This is a genomic window from Rhodococcus sp. SORGH_AS_0301 (genome assembly GCF_030818285.1).
Lineage (GTDB): Bacteria > Actinomycetota > Actinomycetes > Mycobacteriales > Mycobacteriaceae > Rhodococcoides.
This window is the reverse complement of the sequence record NZ_JAUTAC010000002.1, coordinates 1,676,332-1,697,241: the sequence shown is the minus strand read 5'-3', so window position 1 is coordinate 1,697,241 and position 20,910 is coordinate 1,676,332. Positions and strand designations below refer to the sequence as shown.

Below are 20,910 nucleotides of genomic sequence, written 5' to 3'. Positions count from 1 at the left end.
TCAGGTCTCGTCGAAGAGCGTGCGTTGCGGCTCGTTCGTCCGCACCGAGATGCCGCCGACCGCGAGATCCGGCGGGGGTGTGAGACCCATCCGTTCCCACGCGGCGGCCGTGGCCACCCGACCGCGCGGCGTCCGCGCGATCATGCCCGCGCGGACGAGGTAGGGCTCGCACACCTCCTCCACGGTGGCCGGTTCCTCCCCGACCGCGACCGCGAGCGTCGAGACCCCCACGGGCCCGCCGCCGAAGCTGCGGACGAGTGCGCCGAGCACGGCCCGGTCGAGGCGATCGAGGCCGAGCTCGTCCACGTCGTAGACCTCGAGCGCCGCCCGGGCGACCTCGAGTGTCACGCGGCCGTCGGCACGCACCTCGGCGTAGTCCCGCACCCGGCGCAGCAGGCGGTTGGCGATGCGGGGTGTGCCGCGCGATCGTCCCGCGATCTCCGCGGCGGCATCCGCCTCGATGCGCACTCCGAGGATTCCCGCCGACCGCGTCAGGATGCGCTGCAGTTCGCGGGGGTCGTAGAAGTCCATGTGCGCGGTGAAGCCGAAGCGGTCGCGCAGCGGGCCGGTGAGGGCGCCGGACCGGGTGGTGGCACCGACGAGCGTGAACGGTGCGACGTCGAGCGGAATCGAGGTGGCGCCCGGCCCCTTACCGACGACCACGTCGACGCGGAAGTCTTCCATCGCCAGGTACAGCATCTCCTCGGCCGGCCGCGCGATGCGGTGTATCTCGTCGATGAACAGCACGTCACCCTCGACGAGGTTGCTCAGCATCGCCGCGAGGTCTCCCGCTCGTTCGAGGGCCGGCCCGGACGTCAGGCGCAGCGCCGAGTTCAGCTCCCCCGCGATGATCATCGCCATGCTGGTCTTGCCGAGTCCGGGCGGACCGGACAGCAGGATGTGGTCCGGTGTTCCGCCGCGTTGCGTCGCGCCCTGCAGGACGAGCTGCAGTTGCTCCCGCACGCGGGGCTGACCGATGAAGTCGTCGAGCGACTTCGGCCGCAGACTCGCATCGAGATCGCCGTCGTCCGGCACCATCTCGGCGGTGACCAGTGAGTCGTCCGTGCCGTCCGGGTCCGTCACCGCGACCTGCCCAGGCTCACCAGGGCCGAGCGCAGAGCCTGCGCCGTTTCGACGGCGGGGTCGTCTGCCAGCACGGCATCGACGGCGGGCTCGGCCTGCTTGGCCGGGAACCCGAGGCCGAGCAGCGCCTCGACCACCTGATCACGCACCGGGCCCGACGAGTGGCCGGGTGCGGCGACACCGGCCGGACCGGACACCACCGCGTCCACCTTGTCGCGCAGTTCGACCACGAGACGCTCGGCGCCGCGCTTGCCGATACCCGGTACCCGCATCAGGGCCGTGACGTTGCCGTCGGTCAGCGCGGTGCGCAGCGCGTCGGGTTCGAGGACGGCGAGCACGGCCATGGCGAGCCGGGGACCGACGCCGGAGACCGTCTGGAGCAGACCGAAGAGATCGCGCGACGTAGCGTCCGCGAAGCCGTACAGCGTCATGGAGTCCTCGCGCACGATCATCGAGATGACCAGGCGCGCCTCGGTTCCGCGAGAGAGCCCGGCCAACGTCGCCGGCGTCGCGTTGACGCGGTAGCCGATGCCTGCCGCTTCCACCACCGCGTGGTCGAGGGCGATCTCGAGCACCTCGCCCCGTACCGAGCTGATCATCGCGGCTGCGCTCCCGTCCTCGCGGCGGCCCGCACGGCCGCGCGCTGCTGCTTCAGTTTCTTCTCGTACGCGGCCTTCGCCGCGGCCGCCTGCGCCTCGGCGGCGGCCATCCGCGCCATCATGGGTGCCCGCCAGCAGTGACAGATCGCCAGGGCGAGAGCATCGGCGGCGTCGGCGGGGCGGGGGGCCTGCTGCATGCCGAGAATGCGGGTCACCATGGCCGTCACCTGAGCCTTGTCCGCGGTGCCGTTCCCGGTGACCGCGGCCTTGACCTCGGACGGGGTGTGGAAGGCGACCGGGATACCGCGCCGGGCGGCCGCGAGGGCGATCACTCCCCCGGCCTGCGCGGTGCCCATCGCGGTGCGCACGTTGTTCTGGGAGAACACCCGCTCGACGGCGACCACCGTGGGCCGGTGGGTGTCCAGCCAGTACTCGGCGGATTCGGCGATCAGGAGAAGTCGCTGCGCCAACTCCATGTCGGCCGGCGTCCGCACCACGTCGACGTCGAGCGCCGTGACCGCTCTGCCTGCGCCGGACTCGACCAGGCTCAGTCCACACCGGGTCAGCCCGGGGTCGACTCCCATGACACGCAACGCCCACTCCCTCACCGGATTCGGCCGCTCCGGACCTTCGAACACGTAGAACTGTTGTTCGATACCTTAGCGGCGAGTCGGTGACGAGTGTGGGCGGCGCGCTGGAGTCAGTCCTCGTCGAGCTGCGCGAGCACCTCGTCGGACAGATCGACGTTGGACCACACGTTCTGCACGTCGTCGCTGTCCTCGAGCGCGTCGATCAGCTTGAACACCTTGCGCGCTCCGTCGACGTCGACGGGCACACTGACGGACGGCTGGAAGCTGGCCTCGGCGGAGTCGTAGTCGATGCCCGCCTCCTGCAGCGCGGTGCGCACGGCGACGAGGTCGGTCGGCTCCGAGACCACCTCGAAGGTGTCCCCGTTGTCGTTGACCTCCTCGGCGCCGGCGTCGAGCACGGCCATGAGGACGTCGTCCTCGGACTGGCCGTTCTTCTCCAGCGTGACGACGCCCTTGCGCGAGAACAGGTAGGACACGGAACCCGGGTCGGCCATGTTGCCGCCGTTGCGAGTCATCGCGACGCGGACCTCGCCGGCCGCGCGGTTGCGGTTGTCGGTGAGGCACTCGATCAGGACGGCGACACCGTTGGGCCCGTAGCCCTCGTACATGATGGTCTGCCAGTCGGCGCCGCCCGCTTCCTCACCGGCGCCGCGCTTGCGCGCACGCTCGATGTTGTCGTTGGGGACCGAGGTCTTCTTCGCCTTCTGGATGGCGTCGTACAACGTGGGGTTACCGACGGGGTCACCACCACCCGTGCGCGCGGCGACCTCGATGTTCTTCACCAACTTGGCGAAGGACTTCGATCGGCGGGCGTCGACGACAGCCTTCTTGTGCTTCGTGGTCGCCCATTTGGAGTGGCCGCTCATCGGCAATAGCCCCTTTCGTACCGGCAGAGAACGTGCCCATCTTACGCGGGCGTGGACGAGGTCCTTCGCTCCCGCACCATGTCGGCGAACAGGGCGTGGACCCGGCGGTCCCCCGTGACCTCGGGGTGGAACGACGTCGCGAGCACGTCGCCCTGCCGCACGGCGACGACGCGGCCCGCCGCGGGACCCTCCGGGACGGTGGCCAACACCTCGACTCCGTCGCCGACCCGCTCGACCCACGGCGCCCGGATGAACACGGCACGCATCGGCTCGCCGCCCACCCGAGCGACGTCGAGGTCGGTCTCGAAGGAGTCGACCTGACGACCGAAGGCGTTGCGCCGCACCGTGATGTCGAGGCCGTCGAGATGCACGGCATCCGGGGTGGTGTCCAGGATGTCGGAGGCCAGCAGGATCATGCCGGCGCAGGACCCGTAGGCGGGCATACCGGCGGCGAGGCGCTCGCGGAGCGGATCGAGGAGATCGAAGATCCGCAGCAGCTTCCCCATCGTGGTCGACTCGCCGCCGGGCAGCACCAGACCGTCGACGGCGTCGAGTTCCTCGGGACGGCGCACCGTCACCGCGCTCGCACCGGCGGCAGTGAGCGCCTCGAGATGCTCTCGCACGTCACCCTGCAGCGCGAGCACTCCGATGGTCGGAGCTGTCACCGTGACGTCTCGAGGCCCGGCGTGTGCTGCGCCGAGCGGTCGTAGCGCATCAGACCCTCCTGCGTGACGGCCGCGACCATCCGGCCCTGACGGTCGTAGATCCGTCCCTGGGTCAACGCGCGGCCGAGGCCTGCGGAGGGCGACGTCTGGTCGTACAGCAACCACTCGTCCGCACGGAACGGGCGCAGGAACCACAACGCGTGATCGAGCGACGCGGTCTGCGTGGCGACGTCCTCGTGCGGGACCTTCGCCGAACCCAGCAGCGTCATGTCCGACATGTACGCCAGAGCGCACACGTGGAAGACCTGGTCGTCCGGCAGCGGATCGCGGTAACGGATCCACACCTGTTGCTGAGCAGCAAGACTGGAGCTCCGGGTGATGCGGTCCTGCGGGACGAGCCGCACGTCCCACCGGTTCCACTCCTTGTAGAACATCTTCTGCCGCAACGCCTCGTCCTCGGCGACGTCGGGGAGGTCCTCCGGACCCACCACCGCCGGCATCCGGTCCTGATGCTCGATGCCCTCGTCCTCCACGTGGAACGACGCCGACATCGTGAAGATCGCCTTGCCGTCCTGGATGCCCGTGACCCGACGCGTGGCGAACGACCGACCGTCGCGGATGCGGTCGACCGTGAAGACGGTGGGCTCGTTCGGGTTTCCGGGACGCAGGAAGTATCCGTGCAGCGAGTGCACGCGGAACGCGGGATCCACCGTCTTCGCCGCGGACACCAACGACTGCCCGGCGACCTGGCCGCCGAACGTGCGCTGCAGCTGACTCGGGACGGAACTCCCCCGATAGATGTCGTTCTCGATGCGCTCGAGCTCGAGGATCTCTTCGATTCCGGCCATGATCACCCTTTCCGGTCGGGACAGACGGGACCTGCCCCGCGAGTACGGCAGAAGTGTCGCAGAATCGGGACCCGGAACGACACTTCGGCCGTACTCGCGGGGGGCGGAGGCGGCGCGTCGGGCAGGATCGAGGCCGTGCCCCGCTTCTCCCCCACCACTCCCGACGCGGTGGTGGACCACGTCGTGGACCGCATCGACGCCGTCGACGGACGGTGTGTCGTGGCCGTCGACGGTGCGGACGCCGCCGATCCGGTGGCCTTCGCTCAGCGCGTCGTGGCCCGGCTCCGCGCGGACGGCCGCGCCGCCGATCTCGTCTCCCTGCACGACTGGGTGCGGCCCGCGTCGCTGCGACTCGAGTACGGGCACGAGGACGAACTCTCCTACCGCACCCTGTGGTTCGACTACGACGCACTGACGCGCGAGGTGATCACGGCCGTGCGCACGCGCGATCAGTGGTTGCCCGCGCTGTGGGACGAGCGGTCCGATCGCTCCGCTCGCGCTCGGCCGCGAACGGCGGCGCAGAATCAGGTGGTGGTCGTCGCGGGCCCCATGCTGCTGGGGCGTGGCCTCGATCTCGACGTCACGGTGGCGCTGACGCTCACCGAGCGCACCGCGTCGCGCCTCACCCCGGAGGACGAGCGCTGGACGGTGCCTGCCCTGACGGCGCACGCGGAGCACGGCGAACGGGCGGACGTCGAGGTGCGGATGGACCACCCCGACCGCCCGGCCCTGCTCGTCGAGCGCTGACCACCCCCGCAGACCGGAGGTGGTGTCAGATCACCAGCCGCGCTCGGCGAGGCGGTGCGGCTGCGGGATCTCGTCGACGTTGATGCCGACCATGGCCTCGCCCAGGCCGCGGGAGACCTTGGCCAGCACGTCCGGGTCGTCGAAGAAGGTGGTCGCCTTGACGATGGCGGCGGCGCGCTGCTCGGGGTTGCCGGACTTGAAGATGCCGGACCCGACGAAGACACCCTCGGCACCGAGCTGCATCATCATCGCGGCGTCCGCCGGGGTGGCGATGCCACCGGCGGTGAACAGGGTGACGGGGAGCTTGCCCGCGCGGGCGACCTCGACGACGAGATCGTAGGGAGCCTGCAGCTCCTTCGCGGCGACGTACAGCTCGTCCTCGGGCAGCGACGTCAGGTGGCGGATCTGGTCACGCAGGGTGCGCATGTGCGTGGTCGCGTTGGACACGTCACCGGTGCCGGCCTCGCCCTTCGAGCGGATCATGGCCGCGCCCTCGGTGATCCGGCGCAGCGCCTCGCCGAGGTTGGTCGCACCACAGACGAAGGGAACCGTGAACTTCCACTTGTCGATGTGGTTCGCGTAGTCGGCGGGGGTCAGCACCTCGGACTCGTCGACGTAGTCGACGCCGAGGCTCTGCAGGATCTGTGCCTCGACGAAGTGGCCGATGCGCGCCTTCGCCATGACGGGGATGCTGACCGAGGAGATGATGCTGTCGATCATGTCGGGATCGCTCATCCGCGAGACGCCGCCCTGTGCGCGGATGTCCGCGGGCACCCGCTCGAGAGCCATGACGGCGACGGCGCCGGACTGCTCGGCGATCTTCGCCTGCTCGGCGGTGACCACGTCCATGATGACGCCACCCTTGAGCATCTCTGCCATACCGCGCTTGACGCGGGCGGTTCCGGTGGACGGAGTGGCGTCCTGCTCGGACGGGAGGGTGGTGGTCACGGTGATCTCCTCAGGCATGCGGGAATGTGTGCACCGCGAGCCTAGGCTCGGCTGGACCTCGTCGCGATAACCACTTCGACCGCACTGGCCCGCTATGGCTGCCACCACACCAGGTCAGTGGATGGCGCGCACGTCCGGATCGGTGCGGAGAGCCAGCACCGTGTCCGCCTCGTCGAGCAGCTCCGCCATCGCGCGCGGATAGACCGCGTCGCCCGAGGCGGCCAGTGACCGGATCTCGTCCGCCGTGCACCAGCGATGTCCGGTGACGACGCGTCGCTCGAGCTCCGTGAAGCCCGTGCGCACCGGCTCGAACGCCTCGGCGCGGAGAGCGAAGAACAGCTCCTCCGACCGGATCACGACGCCGTCGAAGGAGAACGTCGCGGTCCGACGCCACATGGGCCCGCGCAGGTCCTCCGACGAGGCGACCATGCCGGTCTCCTCGCGCAGTTCGCGAACGGCGGCGTCGCGCAGGGTCTCCCCCACCTCGACGCCCCCACCGATGGTGAACCAGAAGTGCACGTCGGGCACCGACGGATCGTGACCCCGCAGCAGCAGCACGCGGCCGCGCCCGTCGAGCAGCACGACCCGCGCCGAGGTCCGGGTCGACGCGCCCTCGACCTCCTCGAGGGTCGCCTCGCTCTCGGAGAGCTCGAAGTAGGTCGGCATCGCGGCCGTCCCGCCGAGTCGGAGCAGGCGGACGGGTCGACGCGATCGCAGTGCGACGGTGTCGCGGACCGCGTCGTTGTGGAACCGCCGGGCGATCTGCACCCGCGCCTCCGCGTCGGCGAGTTCGGAGATCATCTGCGGGTTCAGCCGGGCGAGGTCGATGCGGCCGAGCGCGACGGACACCGCGTTCTCGGCGCGCTCCCGGTCGGCGCGCTCCGCCCGTTCCGCCCGATCCGCGAGCGTCGTCAGGGTGCGGCTCTCCACCGATCCCGGCGCGTCCAGGGCGGCGGCGACCGCACGGGTCACCACCGACCGACGGGCCAGGGCGGCCTCGAGGGACTGCCAGGACCGGTCCGAACGCACGTGCAGTCGGTCGAGACGGTGCGCCGTCGAGTACGCCCAGAGGCCGAGGAGCAGGACCAGCAGTGCCACGACCACGACGGCGGCGGCCACCCAGAACGTCATCAGTCGATCACCTTCACCGTGCGACCGGCCACCGCGACCGCTTCGTACACCCGGACGATCTGCTCCGCGACGACCGGCCAGTCGTAGGACACGGCGGCGCGGCTCGCCTGACGCACCAGGTCGGCCCGCTCGTCGTCGTTCGACAGCACGCGGATCACCGCGTCCGCCATGGCCTCGGAATCGCCCACCGGGAAGAGCACACCGGCCGTGCCGTCCCGCAGCACGCGGCGGAACGCGTCCAGGTTGCTCGCGACCACGGGCGCGCCCGCAGCCATGGCCTCCACCAGCACGATGCCGAAGCTCTCGCCGCCGGTGTTCGGAGCACAGTAGATGTCGGCGCTGCGCAGTGCCGACGCCTTCTCGGCGTCCGTCGTCTGGCCGAGGAAGCGGAAGTGCTTCGCCAGATCGCCGGCCTCTCGGCACAACTTCTGCTCGTCGCCGCGGCCCACGACCAGCACCTCGATGTCCGGGAACACCGCGGCGATGGGCCGGAGCGCGGCCAGCAGGGTCTGCATGCCCTTGCGGGGCTCGTCGTAGCGGCCGATGAACACCAGCGTCCGGCCCGGCCGGGGATACCCGGGCAGCAGGGGCGCCGTCGCGAACGCGGGGACGTGGACCCCGTTGGGGATCTCCACCGCATCGGACCCCAGAGCCTCCACCTGCCACCGTCGCGCCAGCTCCGAGACGGCGATGCGCCCGGCGATCTTTTCGTGATACGGGCGCAGCACACCCTGGAAGGTGCTCAGCAGCAACGACTTCGTGGTCGAGGCGTGGAACGTGGCCACGATCGGACCGTCCGCGATCTTCAGCGACAGCATCGACAGACTGGGCGCGTTCGGCTCGTGGATGTGCAGGACCTCGAACTCGCCCTTCTCGATCCATGCCCGGATGCGGGTGTAGGTCACCGGACCGAACGCCAGGCGCGCCACAGAGCCGTTGTACGGGAAGCTCAGGGCCTTGCCCGTCGAGACGACGAAGTCGGGCAGCGCCGTCTCGTCGCTCGCCGGGGCCAGGACGCTGACACGGTGACCGCGCTGGATCAGTACCTCGGCCAGTTCCGCGACGTGCGCCTGCACGCCACCCGGGACGTCGAACGAGTACGGGCAGACGATGCCGATCTTCACCGGTCGGCCTCACCGGTCATGCGGTCACGCCGGCCCTGCGAGAGGTCGTCCCACCACAGCGGCTGCAACATGTGCCAGTCGGCCGGATGCGCGGCGATGTTGGCGGCGAAGTGGTCGGCGAGCGACTGGGTGGCCTGCTCGACGCCGGCGGAGACGTCGATCGGGGGCTCGATCGAGAAACCCCAGCCGGTGGGGGTGAACCAGCAGTGCACCGGGAGCAGAGCCGCACCGGTGTCGATCGCGAGACGCGCGGGCCCGGCCGGCATGCGGGTCGGCTCCCCGAAGAACGTGACGGGCACCCCGTGGCGGGCGAGGTCGCGCTCACCGAGGAGGCACACGACCTTTCCGTCTCGCAGGCGCTCGGAGAGTTGCTCGAACGGCGGGCGTTCGCCGCCGCTCAGCGGGAAGATCTCGAACCCGAGGGACTCGCGGTACGCGACGAAGCGTTGGTAGAGCGACTCCGGCTTCAGCCGTTCGGCCACCGTCGTGAACTGGCCGCGGGTGCGCGTGAGCCAGACGCCCGCCATGTCCCAGTTCCCGCTGTGCGGGAGCGCGAGCACGGCGCCGCGGCCGGACGCCAACGCCGCGTCCAGATGTTCCTGGCCGACGACGGTGTCGTCGATGGCCGCGGCCTGGGCCGCGAGATCCATGGACGGCAACCGGAACGCCTCGCGCCAGTACCGCGCGTAGGAGCGCGCCGACGCCTGCACGAGGTCGTCCGGTACCGCGTCCGCGGTGGTGCCCAGCACGCGGGCGAGGTTGCGGCGCAGCTGCTCCGGTCCACCGTTGCGGCGCGCGGCGAGGTCGGCGCCGGCGTCGAAGAGTCGGGTCGCGACGCCGTCGGGCAGCGCCCGGACGACCCGCCATCCGGCGATGTATCCCGCGGCGCCGAGCCGCTCCGACAGACTCATCCAGCCGTGCTGTCCGGCTCGATCCGGTTGGCCTTCGGCTGGATCGGAATGATGTCGCGGGCACCGGCGGAGTTGCGGACGGCCAGTACACGCTGGAACACCGTGACGATGCTCGCCGCGGCCAGGAAGTACGTCGCGACGGGCAGAGCGAACTGCAGCCAGGTGAGATCGGCGAGTTGGCCGATGCCGGTGAGCCCGGATCCGACGAGGACGATCACCAGGCGGTCCGGACGTTCGATCAGGCCACCGTCTGCGGACAGTCCGCTCGCCTCGGCACGGGCCTTGGCGTAGGAGATGACTTGCGACGTCACCAGACACACGAGCATCGCGACGAACAGCGGCCGATCGTTCTGGTGGAAGACCGCCCACCACGACAACCCGGCGAAGATGGCGCCGTCGGCCACGCGGTCGCACGTCGCATCGAGCACGGCGCCGTACTTGCTGCCGCCGCCCCGCGCACGTGCCATCGCACCGTCGAGCATGTCGAACATGACGAACAGCCAGATCACCAGCGTGCCGATGAACAGATGGTCAGTGGGGAACAGTGTGATCGCGGCGACGACGCTCGCGACGGTGCCGATGATGGTGACCGAGTCCGGCGTGAGACCCGTGCTGTTGAGGGCGCGGCCCAACGGCGCGGTGACCTTGGACGCCGATGCCCTACCGAAGATGCTCAGCACGACGGAGTCAGTCCTTCCACGCGGCGGCGAGCAACGCGCGAGTGTCTCGGAGGAGTTGCGGCATGACCTTCGCACCGCCGATGACGGTGATGAAGTTGGCGTCACCGCCCCACCGCGGTACGACGTGCTGGTGCAGGTGCTCGGCGAGCGAACCGCCTGCGGGCGCACCGAGATTGAGCCCGACGTTGAACCCGTGCGGGCGTGAGACCCGCTTCATCGTGCGGATCGCGTGCTGCGTGAATCGCATCAGCTCCACGCTCTCCTCGTCCGTGAGGTCCTCGAGGTCGGCCACCTTGCGGTACGGCACCACCATCAGGTGACCCGGGTTGTACGGGTAGAGATTCAGCACCGCGTACACGTGCTCTCCGCGCGCGACGATGAGCCCGTCCTCGTCCTCCAGCGTGGGAATCTGGGTGAACGGCTCCGACGCCATCTTGTCGTCGACCTTCGGAGCTGTCGCGATGTAGGACATCCGGTGCGGCGACCAGAGCCGCTGAAGGCGGTCCTCGTCACCCGTCCCGGTGTCCACGATGGCTCCCGCGTCGGCGGTGGCGTCGTCCTCGCTCATGCTCCGTCACTCCCGCCGGGGATGGTGTCGAAGGTGTCCGCCGTCGGGGACTCGTTGCGGCGCTGCGCCACCCAGGAGGCGACCGCCGTGACCGCGTCGTCGACGGGGACACCGTTGATCTGGGTGCCGTCGCGGAAGCGGAAGCTCACCGCACCGGCATCCGCGTCGTTCTGCCCGGCCAGCAGCATGAACGGCACCTTCTGCGTGGTGTGGTTGCGGATCTTCTTCTGCATGCGGTCGTCACTGGCGTCGACCTCGGCGCGGATGCCCGCCTTCCGCAGCGCAGCGATCACACCGAAGAGGTGGTCCGCGTATGCCTCGGCGACGGGGATGCCCACCACCTGCACGGGGGCGAGCCACGCCGGGAAGGCACCCGCGTAGTGCTCGGTCAGCACACCGAAGAAGCGTTCGATGGAACCGAACAGTGCGCGGTGGATCATGACGGGGCGCGTCTTCACACCGTCGCTACCGGTGTACTCGAGGCCGAAACGATCGGGCAGGTTGAAGTCGAGCTGAATGGTCGACATCTGCCATGTCCGGCCGAGCGCGTCCTTCGCCTGCACCGAGATCTTGGGTCCGTAGAACGCGGCGCCGCCCGGATCGGGAACGAGGTGCAGCCCGGAGGCCGCGGCGACCTCGGCGAGGGTGGCGGTGGCCTCCTCCCACACCTCGTCGGAGCCGACGGACTTGTCGGGGTTACGGGTGGAGAGCTCGAGATAGAAGTCGTCGAGGCCGTAGTCCTTCAAGAGTCCGAGCACGAAGTTCAGCGTGTTCGTGAGCTCCTCGTGCATCTGCTCGCGAGTGCAGTAGATATGAGCGTCGTCCTGCGTCATACCGCGCACACGGGTCAGACCATGGATGACGCCCGACTTCTCGTAGCGGTAGACCGACCCGAACTCGAACAGCCGCAACGGAAGTTCGCGGTACGAGCGGCCGCGGGAGTCGAAGATCAGGTTGTGCATCGGGCAGTTCATCGGCTTCAGGTAGTAGTCCTGGCCGGGCTTGCGCACCGTGCCGTCCTCGGCGAGTTCCGCGTCGAGATGCATCGCGGGGAACATGCCGTCCTTGTACCAGTCGAGGTGACCGGAGACCTCGTACAGCGTGCTCTTGGTGATGTGCGGTGAGTAGACGAACTCGTAGCCCTGCTCGACATGGCGCTGGCGCGAGTAGTCCTCGAGCTCCTTGCGCACGATGCCACCCTTGGGGTGGAAGACCGGCAGGCCGGATCCCAACTCGTCGGGGAAGCTGAACAGGTCGAGCTCCGACCCCAGCTTGCGGTGATCGCGACGCTCGGCCTCCGCGAGGAGCTCGAGGTACGCGTCGAGCGCCTCCTGCGACTCCCAGGCGGTGCCGTACACGCGCTGTAGATCGGCCTTCGACTGATCGCCGCGCCAGTACGCGGCCGAGCTGCGGGTGAGCTTGAACGCCGGGATGTACTTGGTGGTGGGCACGTGCGGTCCGCGGCACAGATCGCCCCACTCGCGATCGCCGGTCCGCGGGTTCAGGTTGTCGTAGGCGGTGAGCTCTCCCCCGCCCACCTCCATGACCTCGGGATCGTCGACCGAGCCCTTGTCGTCGACGAGTTCGAGCTTGTACGGCTCGTCGGCCAGCTCGGCCTTGGCGGCGTCGAGGGAGTCGTAGACGCGCCGCGAGAACCGCTGACCACTCTTGATGATCTGCTTCATCTTCTTCTCGAGCTTGGTCAGGTCCTCCGGAGTGAACGGGTTCTCCACGTCGAAGTCGTAGTAGAAGCCGTTCTCGATGGGCGGGCCGATGCCCAGCTTCGCGTTCGGGAACATCTCCTGGACCGCCTGGGCCAGCACGTGCGCGGCCGAGTGGCGGATGACGCTACGGCCGTCCTCGCTGTCGGCGCGCACGGGCTCGACCTCGGTGTCCGCCTCGGGCGCCCACGACAGGTCGCGGAGTCGACCCTCCTCGTCCCGGACCACCACGATGGCGTCCGGCCCCTTGTTGGGAAGGCCGGTGTCGCGCAGCGCCGTTCCGGCGGTCGTCCCTGCGGCCACGCTGATGCGAGGTGCGAGGACAGCGGAATCGGGCATGCTCACGGTGATGCGCTCCTACGGACGTGGGTCGGTGCCGCCCGGGTGGGGCGGCGGCGACAGGTGTGGGTCGGGTGTCGTGCACAGCGTATCGGCATCGGGGACGCGGCAGACACCTCGCCCGAACGCCTGGCGCGTCAGAGAAGCGCCGACCACCGTCGGGCTCTGTCCTCGGGGATGCGACGCGGACAGCTGACGCACATGTCGACCCCGGCCTCGAAGACCAGACAGCACGATCCACGACGGACGACACGGCGAGAGTGCGCATCCGGCGCACTCGCAGTCGCCGGTGTGACGATCGCGTCCGCAGTCACGTCCACGAAACGCGGTTCGGGGAACCGGTGCGTCCGAGCCTGCGACGTGAGGAGCCGCGCCATCGCGGTGGCGTCGGCCACGCGTCCGAGTGCGGAGGCCACGTCGAGCACCCGGTTGGCCACGGAGTCCGAGGCGATCGCCCACAGGCTCGGTGCGGACAGCCCCGGCACGCGCTGTGCGAGCCCCCCGACCAGGCGCTCGACCAGGTCCGCCACGACTGTGCCCGCCGACGTCGCCACCGTGGGCGACGTCAGTGCGGCAACGGTCCCGGTGTCGCCGATGGCCACCACCGCATCGGGAGCCGTCGGGTCGACGCAGTGCCCGGTGACGAGCATCTGAGCGCCGAGGACCAGTGCGAGCGTCGAGCTGGAGCCGTACCACCACAGCGTCGCGCACGTGGTGTCCGAGACGTCGGGCCACCGCGCGGCGGACCGAGCCAGTGCGACGTCCAGCAGCGCTGAATCGGGGATGTCCCAGCCGTCCCCGGGCGGGACCACCATGAGGTTCGCGGTCCACGGCAGCGCCTTCGCGGTGCGCGTGACGACGTCCGCGGCGGTCAGAGTGGGCTCTGCAGCCACGCCCAGTCCAGGCCCACCCAACCGGCGACCAGCTCGAGGGCGCCGAGCAGCCACAGCGTGGCGAGCACGACCACGGTGGTCAACAGTGCGCCGAGTCCCTTGACGACGATGTTCTGCCGACCGAACCACTCCATGAACGTGTCGTACCGGGCCCGCACCCAGTGCAGGACGGTCTTGGCCCACGCGAACTCCGAGGCGAGGATGCCGAGACCGGCGAAGACGATGAGCCATCCGGGACCGGGATACGGGATGGCGACGATGCCGAGGGCGAGGACGACGGTTCCCACCGCGGCCACCGCGATGCGGTACGCACGATCCACGGTCGGGCGCGAGGCGATGCCGTCACGCCACTCGCGGTACCGGCTGCGCTCCTCGCGCCCGCGGCTGCCGCGCTCGCGCGATCCGGAGTCCGTCGCCGCGGACGGGTCGGCAGTCGCTGCGCGCTCTGCGGGGAGGACCCTGTCTGCGGGGGCCTTGTCGGTACTCACCAGGTCACCATACCCGGGGACACCGACCTCGGAACGGCGAAAGGCCCCCGCTGCAGCGAGGGCCTGTCGTCTTCTCTGTGGTCCCGGCTGGGATCGAACCAGCGACCTTCCCGGTGTGAACGGGACGCTCTTCCACTGAGCCACGGGACCGGGCCGCGTGCGAGCACGCCGTCCGAACGAGGGGAAACGTTAACACGTCCCCGAGGGTGCTCCCAACACGGACCCCGACCCGCGCCGGCCACCGCTGCGGCCGACCGACCCTGCGGCGGTCGTGACAGGAGTGACGGCAGGGAAACACGGTGTGAACAGCGGATTTGTGACTTCCGGCCGACGTGGGCTAATGTTTCGAACCGCACCACGGAGGCGGAAACGCCACCGAGGAGTGTGCGGACGTGGCGCAGCTGGTAGCGCACAACCTTGCCAAGGTTGGGGTCGCGGGTTCGAATCCCGTCGTCCGCTCGAGGGTATCGAGTCCCCCGGTTCTCACGAGCCGGGGTTCTCGTCACCACGGTGGAGTGGCCGAGTGGTGAGGCAACGGCCTGCAAAGCCGTGCACACGGGTTCGATTCCCGTCTCCACCTCGTCACCCGTCACCGGGTCCCGCGCGATTAGCTCAGCGGGAGAGCGCTTCCCTGACACGGAAGAGGTCACTGGTTCAATCCCAGTATCGCGCACCACCACACGAAGCCCCCGTCCTCGGACGGGGGCTTCGTGCATTCCGCCTCATCCCACTCGGTACCGCTCGAACAGCTCGTCGAGGTGCCGCGTCGTCGTCTCGTCGTCGACGTAGTCCACCTCGTCGCGCGTCGTCACGTGCACGTGATCGTGGGCGTACTGGATCCACTCGAAATCCGCCACCAGCTGATCGCTGCCGTACGCGCCCGCCTCGTCGACGGCCTTCTGAACCGCTGCCTTGACCCGGTCCACGCGACCCGTGAAGTACTGCACCGTCATCTGTTCGCTCATGTCGATCCTCTCGTCGTCGCCACGCTGCGGCGTCGTGACCCTGCGCCGTCGTTTGTCCGTTCGCGGTTCATCCTCCGCCTACCCGATCGTCCGGTGTCGTGAACGACACGTCTCGGACGTCGGGAGTGAGAAGACACAACGGCGATCGCCCGCCGATCACCCGAATCGCCGTGTGCGTCCGGCGCAGGGTGATTGACTTGCCTCATGCCTACCTGGGGTTGGTTCGTCGTGGCTCTCGTGGTCATCGATCTCGCCGTCGTCGTCACCTGGTTCGCGCTGCGACACCGCACCGCCGCCGCACGGACGGAGACCGTCGACCGTCATCCCGTCGACGCCGAGACTCACACCGCCGTGGCCGCTCTGGTGCACGCGCGCAAGCCGGCGCAGGCGATGTCGCTGCTGCGCGATCGCACGGGAATGCCTCTGCGACAAGCGAAGAACGTGGTGGACGCCGTGGAGGCGACGGACCGCCCCCACGCCGCCCACCCTCGATCGGCCTGACGGGTGGCGACACAGCCCACGAGACGCGCCACGGACGCCGACGTGCCGGCCCTCGCCGATCTGGCGGGACGGACCTTCCCCCTGGCGTGTCCACCCGGAACGCTGCAGGAGGACATCGACCATTTCGTGGCGACCGTGCTGTCGGAGTCGGCGTTCCGCACCTACCTCGACGACGACGAGCGCATCGTGCGGGTCGCTCCGCAGGGCACGGCACTGGTCGGGTACACGATGCTGATCCTGTCGGCGTCGACCGACCCGGACGTGTCGAGCGCCCTCACGGCCACGGACGCCGTGGAGGTGAGCAAGATGTACAGCGACCCCGCCGCCCACGGCACGGGAGTTGCTGCAGCACTGATGGAGTCGGCCGCGGACGAGGCTCGACGGCTCGGACGCAGCGCGCTGTGGCTCGGAGTGAACCAGCAGAACGCCCGCGCGCTGGCGTTCTATCGGCGCAGCGGTTTCCGGCAGCTGGGAGAGAAGCGTTTCGCGCTGGGAGCCGTGCTGCACGAGGACTTCGTCATGCAGCGCGACCTCACCTGACGCCGACTCGGACGGCAGCGACTCAGACGGAGGCGAAGCGCGAGAGCGCCAGCAGACGCGACGTCGCGCGCAGGTACTTCTTCCGGTATCCGCCCTGGAGCATCTCCTCGGTGAAGAGCTCGTCGAGCTTCGCACCCGACACGGTGACCGGCGTACCCGCGTCGTACAGGCGGTCGGCCAGCACGACGAGGCGCAGCGCCACGGACTGGTCGGGTGCCGCGTGGACGTTCTCGATGAAGACGGCCGTGACACCCTCGATCAACTTCCCGTAGCGCGACGGGTGCAGGGTGCTCAGATGCTTCACCAGCGCGTCGAAGTCGTCGAGCGTCGATCCCTCGACGGCCGCCGCGGCGGCTTCGATCTGGTCCGCGCCGATCGGGTCCGGAGCCGGGGGCAGGTCGCGGTGCCGGTAGTCGGGACCGTCGACACGAATGGACTCGAAGATCGAGCCGAGCTTCTTGATCTCACGCAGGAAGTCCTGAGCGGCGAAGCGACCCTCGCCCAACTGGCCGGGCAGCGTGTTGGACGTCGCGACGATGGAGACGCCCTTGGCGGCCAACTCGGTGAGCAACCGAGACACCAACATCGTGTCGCCCGGATCGTCGAGCTCGAACTCGTCGATGCACAGCACGCTGTGCCCGGACAGCTCGTCGAGCGCCTTCGTGAATCCGAGAGCTCCGACGACGTGGGTCAACTCGACGAAGGTGCCGAACGCCTTGGGCTCCGGCGACGCGTGGAAGATCGACGCCAGCAGGTGGGTCTTGCCGACGCCGAACCCACCGTCGAGGTACAGACCTGCGCCGGAGGCCGGCGTCTTCTTGCCGAACAGACCGCGCTTCCCGCCCGACCGGATCTTCGCGACCTTGCCGGCGAACTCCTCCGCCTTGCGCACGGCCTCTGCCTGCGTCGGCTCGTTCGGGTCCGGGATGTAGGACGCGAAACTCACGTCGTCGAACATCGCCGGCGGCACCATCTGGGCGATCAGCTGGTCGGCGGGCACCACGGGATCGCGGTCGACGAGGCGTTGTGGCATGGGACGAGGTTAACGACGTGGTGTGATGGCTTTTGTGCAGCGTATCGATAATGGGACCTACCTCACAGTGACCGACGACGATCTCACCGATCTCTACGCGTATCCGGCCGAGCTCCACTCCCCCTGGATCCGCGTCAACTTCGTGGCGGGCATCGACGGTGCGGTGTCGCAGGACGGGGTGTCCGGTGGACTGGGGACCCCTGCTGACAAGGCGGTCTTCGGCGAGCTCCGCTCGCTCGCCGACGCCGTCCTGGTGGGTTCGGGCACCGTCACGGCAGAGAACTACGGCGGTGTCGAGGTGTCCGACGCGGTGCGCGCCGCGCGCACCGCGCGGGGTCAGAGCGAGGTCCCTCCGATCGTCGTGGTGACCGGATCCGCGAGCGTCGATCCCGAGTCGACGGTGGTGACGGGCGCGGAGGTGCCGCCGATCGTGCTGACCACCTCGCACGCGCCCGAGGACAAGGTGCAGGCACTGCGCGACGCCGGGCTCACCGTCGTCCGCGCCGACGGCGACCTCACCGGCGACGTCGTGGTCGCGCTGCTGCAGGACCTCGGCCTGCAGCGAGTGCTGTGCGAGGGCGGGCCCGGACTCTTCGGGTCGCTTCTCGCCGCGGATGTCGTCGACGAGGTCTGCGTGACCACCTCGCCCACCCTCAGCGCCGGGACCTCGGGCCGGATGGCGACGTCCGATGCCGCCGTCGACCGCCCGATGACCCCGGGCCACATCCTGCTCGACGACGACGGGACCATCCTGGTGCGCTGGGTGCGCGCGCGCGAGATGGCACGCTGAACGTATGCAGATGTCGAGGTTCGTGTCACGGCTCGCCGCCCTGACGGCCGTCGTCGTGGTCGCCGCCGCGTGCGGGGCCGGACCGTCGACCCGTCCGGACGTGGCGATCGAGGGTGGATCGGCCGGGTCCGACGGCGGGCCCGCGACGACCGAACCCACCGACGAGGGGCCACGTCCCCTCGAGGCACCGGTCACCGACCTGAACTGGACCGACTGCACGGCCCGCACCACCGCTGCTCGCGGGGTCACGGCCGCGCCCGGAGTGCTGGTGGACTGCGCGACCTTCCCCGCTCCCATCGACCGCACCGTCGCCTCGGACGGCACGTTCGAACTCTCCGCGGTCCGCGTGCGCACGGCCGCCACGCCGGCGGACGCGGCGCCGCTGGTCTACACGTCCGGCACCGATCGACCGTCGTCCGCGGACATGGCGGCGCTCGCCGCGCAGCCGGACACCGCGCTCCTCGACGCCCACCCGATCGTCGGCGTCGATCGGCGCGGCATCGGCAACTCCGCGCCGTTCGACTGCTACTCGGGTGCCACGTCCACCCGCGACGCGCTGACCGACCTCGGGCAGTACTCACCCGGCACCGACGCGGCGGACAAGGTCGCGACCCTCGCCCGCGACGCGACGATCGCGTGCACCGACTTCCTGCTTCCCGAGGCACTCATCTTCGGGGTCACCAACAGCGCCGACGATCTCGAGGCGCTCCGGGAGGCGTGGGGAGTGCGTGCCCTGTCGCTCCTGGGATCGGGCAACGGCGCCCTCGTCGCGCTCGGGTACGCGGCCGCGTACGGCGACCACGTCGCCCGTCTCGTGCTCGATTCCCCCACCAGCGTCATCACCGACGCCGTCACCAGCGCCGAGCAGACCGTGCGCGGGGAGGAGGCCGCCCTGACGGCGTTCGCCACCCGATGCGCCGCCGTCGGATGCTCGCTCGGGGCGGATCCGCGCTCACAGGTGGTGGAGCTGTTCCGCCGCGCCGACGCCGGTGATCTCGCACCGCTGTCCGGTGCCACCGTTCGACAGGCAGTCGTCCACCTGCTGGCGTATCCGTCCACCGCCGACGGCGCCGCGCGGGTGCGCTCCACGTCGGACACGGTGGCAGGTGCGCTCGTCGGGAACACCACCGCACTCGACGACGCGGTCGACGAGGTGCGTGCCCTGACCGAGACCGACGGTCATTTCGTGAGCCGCTGCACCGACGGCCAGCAGTGGCCCGCGCCCGACCGGGTCCGGGAGCTGCAGACGTCGTGGTCCGGCCAGTATCCGGCCTTCGGTGCGACGGCGGCGTTGAACCTGCTCACCTGCTCGGCGTGGCCGGCGACCACCCCGCCGCCCGTCCCCTCCACCCTGGGGCTCCCGGTCCTGGTGCTCAGCGGGAACGCCGACGCCGTCACCGGTACGGAGCCGCTTCCGGCGGTCACGGGAGCGTTGGGCGCGGCCGGCGCGGCCACCACGACGATCACCTGGGACGGCATCGGACACCCCGTGTCGGTGGGCTCGGGGTGCGGGCGCGCGGCCGTCGCGGCGTACCTCGAAACGGGCGACGTGCCGGAAGGCGGTAATGCGTGTCCGGCCTAGTTGCCGGGGTACCGTCTCCGGGTGTCGTTCCGTCATCTCGAACCGCGAACTGGTGAGACCACCGCGCAGGTGATCCGTTTCGCGTTGTGGCCCATCGCCATCCTGACGGTCCTCAATCGCGTGATCGTCAAGGCCGTCAACGGCAACATCACCGACGATTTCCGCCCGGTCTACAACGCCGCGTTGGCATTTCTGAACCGGCGCGAGGTCTACACGGCGAACTTCGACTCGGTCGACCCGCACTATCTCTATCCGCCGAGCGGGACGCTGATCATCGCGCCGCTGGCCGTGCTGGACCCCGAGCGCTCGCGCTGGTTGTTCATCGGAGTCAACGCCGTCGCCGTGATCGTCGCGCTCTACCTACTGCTGCGCATGTTCCAGCTCGGCCTGTCGTCGGTGGCCGCACCGGTGGTGCTGCTCGCCGCGTTCTCCACCGAGACCGTCACCAACACACTGATCTTCACCAACATCAACGGCCTGATCCTGCTGGGCGAAGTGCTGTTCATGATGCTGCTGTTGAGGCGGCACCCGTACTGGTCCGGCGCCGCTATCGGCCTGACCATCGCCGTCAAACCGACTCTCGTACCGCTGCTTCTGCTGCCGCTCGTCCGCAAGGAGTGGCGGGTCTTCGTCACCGCCGTCGGTATCCCCGTCGTTCTGACGCTGCTCGCCCTCCCGCTGTCGGTCGACCCGATGGCCTTCGTCTCCCACACGGTGCCGTACCTCCTCGAGACGCGGGACTACTTCAACAGCGCGATCGTCGGCAACGGCCTCTACTACGGACTGCCCACCGCGCTGGTGCTCGCGCTCCGCGCCGTGTTCGCCGTGATGGTGCTCGTGTCCCTGTGGCTGCTGTGGAAGTACTACCGCCACGACGAACTGTTCTTCGTGACCACTGCGGGTGGGCTGCTGCTGGTCGCATCGTTCCTGCTCGCGTCGCTCGGCCAGATGTACTACTCGATGATGCTGTTCCCGCTGATCATGTCGGTGGTGCTGCGCAACTCGGTGATGCGCAACTGGCCGGCGTGGCTCGCCGTGTACGGGTTCCTCAGCTACGACAGCTGGCTCGTCGGCCGCTTCCCGGAGTTCGGGCGCTCCATCGAGTACCTCCGCACGACGTGGGGTTGGTCGCTGATCATCGTCGTGATCTTCGCCGTGCTCGTCGGTCGCTATCTCACCGCGCGCCGCGAGGGCCGGCTGGACGGCGGCATCGATCCGGCGTTCCTGCTCGACGAGAACACGACCTCACCGAAGCCTGTACCTGCGACGACAGCGGGAACCGCGGCCACGCATTAGCG

Annotated in this window: 23 protein-coding genes and 4 tRNA genes; 9 read left to right on the top strand and 18 right to left on the bottom strand. The window is 69.6% G+C overall.

Annotated elements, in window-relative coordinates:
* From ruvB to QE397_RS08650, 6 genes are all read right to left on the bottom strand, one after another.
* Positions 1 to 1,038 (bottom strand): Holliday junction branch migration DNA helicase RuvB, encoded by a 1,038-nt coding sequence (gene ruvB / locus QE397_RS08675; protein WP_056445240.1) that lies wholly within the window; start codon positions 1,036 to 1,038, stop codon positions 1 to 3.
* Between the two features lie 41 nt (positions 1,039 to 1,079).
* A complete protein-coding gene (gene ruvA / locus QE397_RS08670) occupies positions 1,080 to 1,682 on the bottom strand; it encodes a Holliday junction branch migration protein RuvA (protein WP_307092866.1) in 603 nt (200 codons plus the stop codon).
* Positions 1,679 to 2,275: a crossover junction endodeoxyribonuclease RuvC gene (gene ruvC / locus QE397_RS08665; RefSeq protein ID WP_027505226.1), complete on the bottom strand. Its 597-nt coding sequence runs from the start codon at positions 2,273 to 2,275 to the stop codon at positions 1,679 to 1,681. Before ruvC ends, ruvA begins: the two co-directional genes overlap by 4 nt.
* A 107-nt stretch (positions 2,276 to 2,382) precedes the next feature.
* A complete protein-coding gene (locus QE397_RS08660) occupies positions 2,383 to 3,138 on the bottom strand; it encodes a YebC/PmpR family DNA-binding transcriptional regulator (protein WP_027505225.1) in 756 nt (251 codons plus the stop codon).
* A 41-nt stretch (positions 3,139 to 3,179) separates the two neighbouring features.
* Positions 3,180 to 3,803 carry a pyridoxal 5'-phosphate synthase glutaminase subunit PdxT gene (gene pdxT, locus QE397_RS08655; protein ID WP_027505224.1) on the bottom strand — a complete coding sequence of 208 codons (624 nt, stop codon included), beginning with the start codon at positions 3,801 to 3,803 and terminating at the stop codon, positions 3,180 to 3,182.
* Complete coding sequence (locus QE397_RS08650) at positions 3,800 to 4,651, bottom strand: acyl-CoA thioesterase II (protein WP_027505223.1); 852 nt, start codon at positions 4,649 to 4,651, stop codon at positions 3,800 to 3,802. Before QE397_RS08650 ends, pdxT begins: the two co-directional genes overlap by 4 nt.
* Before the next feature lie 135 nt (positions 4,652 to 4,786).
* On the opposite strand from QE397_RS08650, the gene QE397_RS08645 reads away from it, so the two are divergent.
* Positions 4,787 to 5,398 (top strand): hypothetical protein, encoded by a 612-nt coding sequence (locus tag QE397_RS08645; RefSeq protein WP_197027759.1) that lies wholly within the window; start codon positions 4,787 to 4,789, stop codon positions 5,396 to 5,398.
* A 30-nt stretch (positions 5,399 to 5,428) separates the two neighbouring features.
* Here the strand turns inward: QE397_RS08645 and pdxS are convergent, their stop codons facing one another.
* The 10 genes from pdxS to QE397_RS08595 all read right to left on the bottom strand — a co-directional run bounded on the left by pdxS (position 5,429) and on the right by QE397_RS08595 (position 14,351).
* Positions 5,429 to 6,364, bottom strand: a complete 936-nt coding sequence (pdxS, locus tag QE397_RS08640) for a pyridoxal 5'-phosphate synthase lyase subunit PdxS (protein WP_051613209.1) — start codon at positions 6,362 to 6,364, stop codon at positions 5,429 to 5,431.
* A 96-nt stretch (positions 6,365 to 6,460) separates the two neighbouring features.
* Positions 6,461 to 7,477: an NUDIX domain-containing protein gene (locus QE397_RS08635; RefSeq protein ID WP_307092863.1), complete on the bottom strand. Its 1,017-nt coding sequence runs from the start codon at positions 7,475 to 7,477 to the stop codon at positions 6,461 to 6,463.
* Positions 7,477 to 8,601, bottom strand: coding sequence for a glycosyltransferase family 4 protein (locus QE397_RS08630; protein WP_027505220.1), 1,125 nt, complete (start codon positions 8,599 to 8,601; stop codon positions 7,477 to 7,479). Before QE397_RS08630 ends, QE397_RS08635 begins: the two co-directional genes overlap by 1 nt.
* Positions 8,598 to 9,512, bottom strand: a complete 915-nt coding sequence (locus QE397_RS08625) for a phosphatidylinositol mannoside acyltransferase (RefSeq protein WP_307092861.1) — start codon at positions 9,510 to 9,512, stop codon at positions 8,598 to 8,600. The genes QE397_RS08630 and QE397_RS08625 overlap by 4 nt, the downstream gene beginning before the upstream one ends.
* Positions 9,509 to 10,192, bottom strand: a complete 684-nt coding sequence (pgsA, locus tag QE397_RS08620) for a phosphatidylinositol phosphate synthase (RefSeq protein WP_307092859.1) — start codon at positions 10,190 to 10,192, stop codon at positions 9,509 to 9,511. Before pgsA ends, QE397_RS08625 begins: the two co-directional genes overlap by 4 nt.
* Before the next feature lie 7 nt (positions 10,193 to 10,199).
* Entirely contained in the window at positions 10,200 to 10,760 is a 561-nt protein-coding gene (locus tag QE397_RS08615; protein ID WP_027505217.1) for an HIT domain-containing protein, read from the bottom strand.
* A complete protein-coding gene (gene thrS, locus QE397_RS08610) occupies positions 10,757 to 12,820 on the bottom strand; it encodes a threonine--tRNA ligase (RefSeq protein ID WP_222637802.1) in 2,064 nt (687 codons plus the stop codon). The genes QE397_RS08615 and thrS overlap by 4 nt, the downstream gene beginning before the upstream one ends.
* Before the next feature lie 137 nt (positions 12,821 to 12,957).
* Entirely contained in the window at positions 12,958 to 13,713 is a 756-nt protein-coding gene (locus QE397_RS08605; RefSeq protein WP_307092856.1) for a (2Fe-2S)-binding protein, read from the bottom strand.
* On the bottom strand, positions 13,692 to 14,051 hold the full coding sequence (locus QE397_RS08600) for a TIGR02611 family protein (protein ID WP_231476284.1): 360 nt from the start codon (positions 14,049 to 14,051) through the stop codon (positions 13,692 to 13,694). The genes QE397_RS08605 and QE397_RS08600 overlap by 22 nt, the downstream gene beginning before the upstream one ends.
* A 228-nt stretch (positions 14,052 to 14,279) precedes the next feature.
* Positions 14,280 to 14,351: transfer RNA gene (locus QE397_RS08595), tRNA-Val, on the bottom strand.
* 236 nt (positions 14,352 to 14,587) lie between these two features.
* On the opposite strand from QE397_RS08595, the gene QE397_RS08590 reads away from it, so the two are divergent.
* From QE397_RS08590 to QE397_RS08580, 3 genes are all read left to right on the top strand, one after another.
* A tRNA-Gly gene (locus tag QE397_RS08590) sits at positions 14,588 to 14,660 on the top strand.
* Between the two features lie 50 nt (positions 14,661 to 14,710).
* Positions 14,711 to 14,781, top strand: a tRNA-Cys gene (locus tag QE397_RS08585).
* A 21-nt stretch (positions 14,782 to 14,802) separates the two neighbouring features.
* Positions 14,803 to 14,877 (top strand) — tRNA-Val (locus QE397_RS08580).
* A gap of 46 nt (positions 14,878 to 14,923) precedes the next feature.
* Here QE397_RS08580 and QE397_RS08575 read toward each other — a convergent pair.
* On the bottom strand, positions 14,924 to 15,166 hold the full coding sequence (locus QE397_RS08575) for a hypothetical protein (protein ID WP_162246765.1): 243 nt from the start codon (positions 15,164 to 15,166) through the stop codon (positions 14,924 to 14,926).
* Positions 15,167 to 15,370: 204 nt separating this feature from the next.
* On the opposite strand from QE397_RS08575, the gene QE397_RS08570 reads away from it, so the two are divergent.
* Entirely contained in the window at positions 15,371 to 15,667 is a 297-nt protein-coding gene (locus QE397_RS08570) for a hypothetical protein (protein WP_162246766.1), read from the top strand.
* Between the two features lie 3 nt (positions 15,668 to 15,670).
* Positions 15,671 to 16,207 (top strand): GNAT family N-acetyltransferase, encoded by a 537-nt coding sequence (locus QE397_RS08565; protein ID WP_307092853.1) that lies wholly within the window; start codon positions 15,671 to 15,673, stop codon positions 16,205 to 16,207.
* A gap of 22 nt (positions 16,208 to 16,229) precedes the next feature.
* On the opposite strand, the gene zapE is transcribed toward QE397_RS08565, so the two are convergent.
* Positions 16,230 to 17,240 carry a cell division protein ZapE gene (gene zapE, locus QE397_RS08560; protein WP_027505213.1) on the bottom strand — a complete coding sequence of 337 codons (1,011 nt, stop codon included), beginning with the start codon at positions 17,238 to 17,240 and terminating at the stop codon, positions 16,230 to 16,232.
* A gap of 25 nt (positions 17,241 to 17,265) precedes the next feature.
* Here zapE and QE397_RS08555 point away from each other — a divergent pair, with 25 nt between their 5' ends.
* Genes QE397_RS08555 through QE397_RS08545 form a run of 3 tightly spaced genes read left to right on the top strand, consistent with a single transcriptional unit; the run spans position 17,266 to position 20,908 of the window.
* Positions 17,266 to 18,030 (top strand): pyrimidine reductase family protein, encoded by a 765-nt coding sequence (locus QE397_RS08555; RefSeq protein WP_081821184.1) that lies wholly within the window; start codon positions 17,266 to 17,268, stop codon positions 18,028 to 18,030.
* A 4-nt stretch (positions 18,031 to 18,034) separates the two neighbouring features.
* Entirely contained in the window at positions 18,035 to 19,612 is a 1,578-nt protein-coding gene (locus QE397_RS08550) for an alpha/beta hydrolase (protein ID WP_285185032.1), read from the top strand.
* 21 nt (positions 19,613 to 19,633) lie between these two features.
* On the top strand, positions 19,634 to 20,908 hold the full coding sequence (locus QE397_RS08545; RefSeq protein ID WP_307092849.1) for a glycosyltransferase family 87 protein: 1,275 nt from the start codon (positions 19,634 to 19,636) through the stop codon (positions 20,906 to 20,908).
* Positions 20,909 to 20,910 lie beyond the last annotated feature (2 nt).

Excerpts from the sequence above, each read along its gene's own strand:
- ruvB (WP_056445240.1), bottom strand. The coding sequence starts at position 1,038 with ATGGTGCCGGACGACGGCGATCTCGATGCGAGTCTGCGGCCGAAGTCG.
- ruvA (WP_307092866.1), bottom strand. The coding sequence starts at position 1,682 with ATGATCAGCTCGGTACGGGGCGAGGTGCTCGAGATCGCCCTCGACCAC.
- QE397_RS08660 (WP_027505225.1), bottom strand. The coding sequence starts at position 3,138 with ATGAGCGGCCACTCCAAATGGGCGACCACGAAGCACAAGAAGGCTGTC.
- QE397_RS08650 (WP_027505223.1), bottom strand. The coding sequence starts at position 4,651 with ATGGCCGGAATCGAAGAGATCCTCGAGCTCGAGCGCATCGAGAACGAC.
- pdxS (WP_051613209.1), bottom strand. The coding sequence starts at position 6,364 with ATGCCTGAGGAGATCACCGTGACCACCACCCTCCCGTCCGAGCAGGAC.
- QE397_RS08635 (WP_307092863.1), bottom strand. The coding sequence starts at position 7,477 with ATGACGTTCTGGGTGGCCGCCGCCGTCGTGGTCGTGGCACTGCTGGTC.
- QE397_RS08625 (WP_307092861.1), bottom strand. The coding sequence starts at position 9,512 with ATGAGTCTGTCGGAGCGGCTCGGCGCCGCGGGATACATCGCCGGATGG.
- QE397_RS08615 (WP_027505217.1), bottom strand. The coding sequence starts at position 10,760 with ATGAGCGAGGACGACGCCACCGCCGACGCGGGAGCCATCGTGGACACC.
- thrS (WP_222637802.1), bottom strand. The coding sequence starts at position 12,820 with ATGCCCGATTCCGCTGTCCTCGCACCTCGCATCAGCGTGGCCGCAGGG.
- QE397_RS08575 (WP_162246765.1), bottom strand. The coding sequence starts at position 15,166 with ATGAGCGAACAGATGACGGTGCAGTACTTCACGGGTCGCGTGGACCGG.
- QE397_RS08570 (WP_162246766.1), top strand. The coding sequence starts at position 15,371 with ATGCCTACCTGGGGTTGGTTCGTCGTGGCTCTCGTGGTCATCGATCTC.
- zapE (WP_027505213.1), bottom strand. The coding sequence starts at position 17,240 with ATGCCACAACGCCTCGTCGACCGCGATCCCGTGGTGCCCGCCGACCAG.
- QE397_RS08555 (WP_081821184.1), top strand. The coding sequence starts at position 17,266 with ATGGCTTTTGTGCAGCGTATCGATAATGGGACCTACCTCACAGTGACC.
- QE397_RS08550 (WP_285185032.1), top strand. The coding sequence starts at position 18,035 with ATGCAGATGTCGAGGTTCGTGTCACGGCTCGCCGCCCTGACGGCCGTC.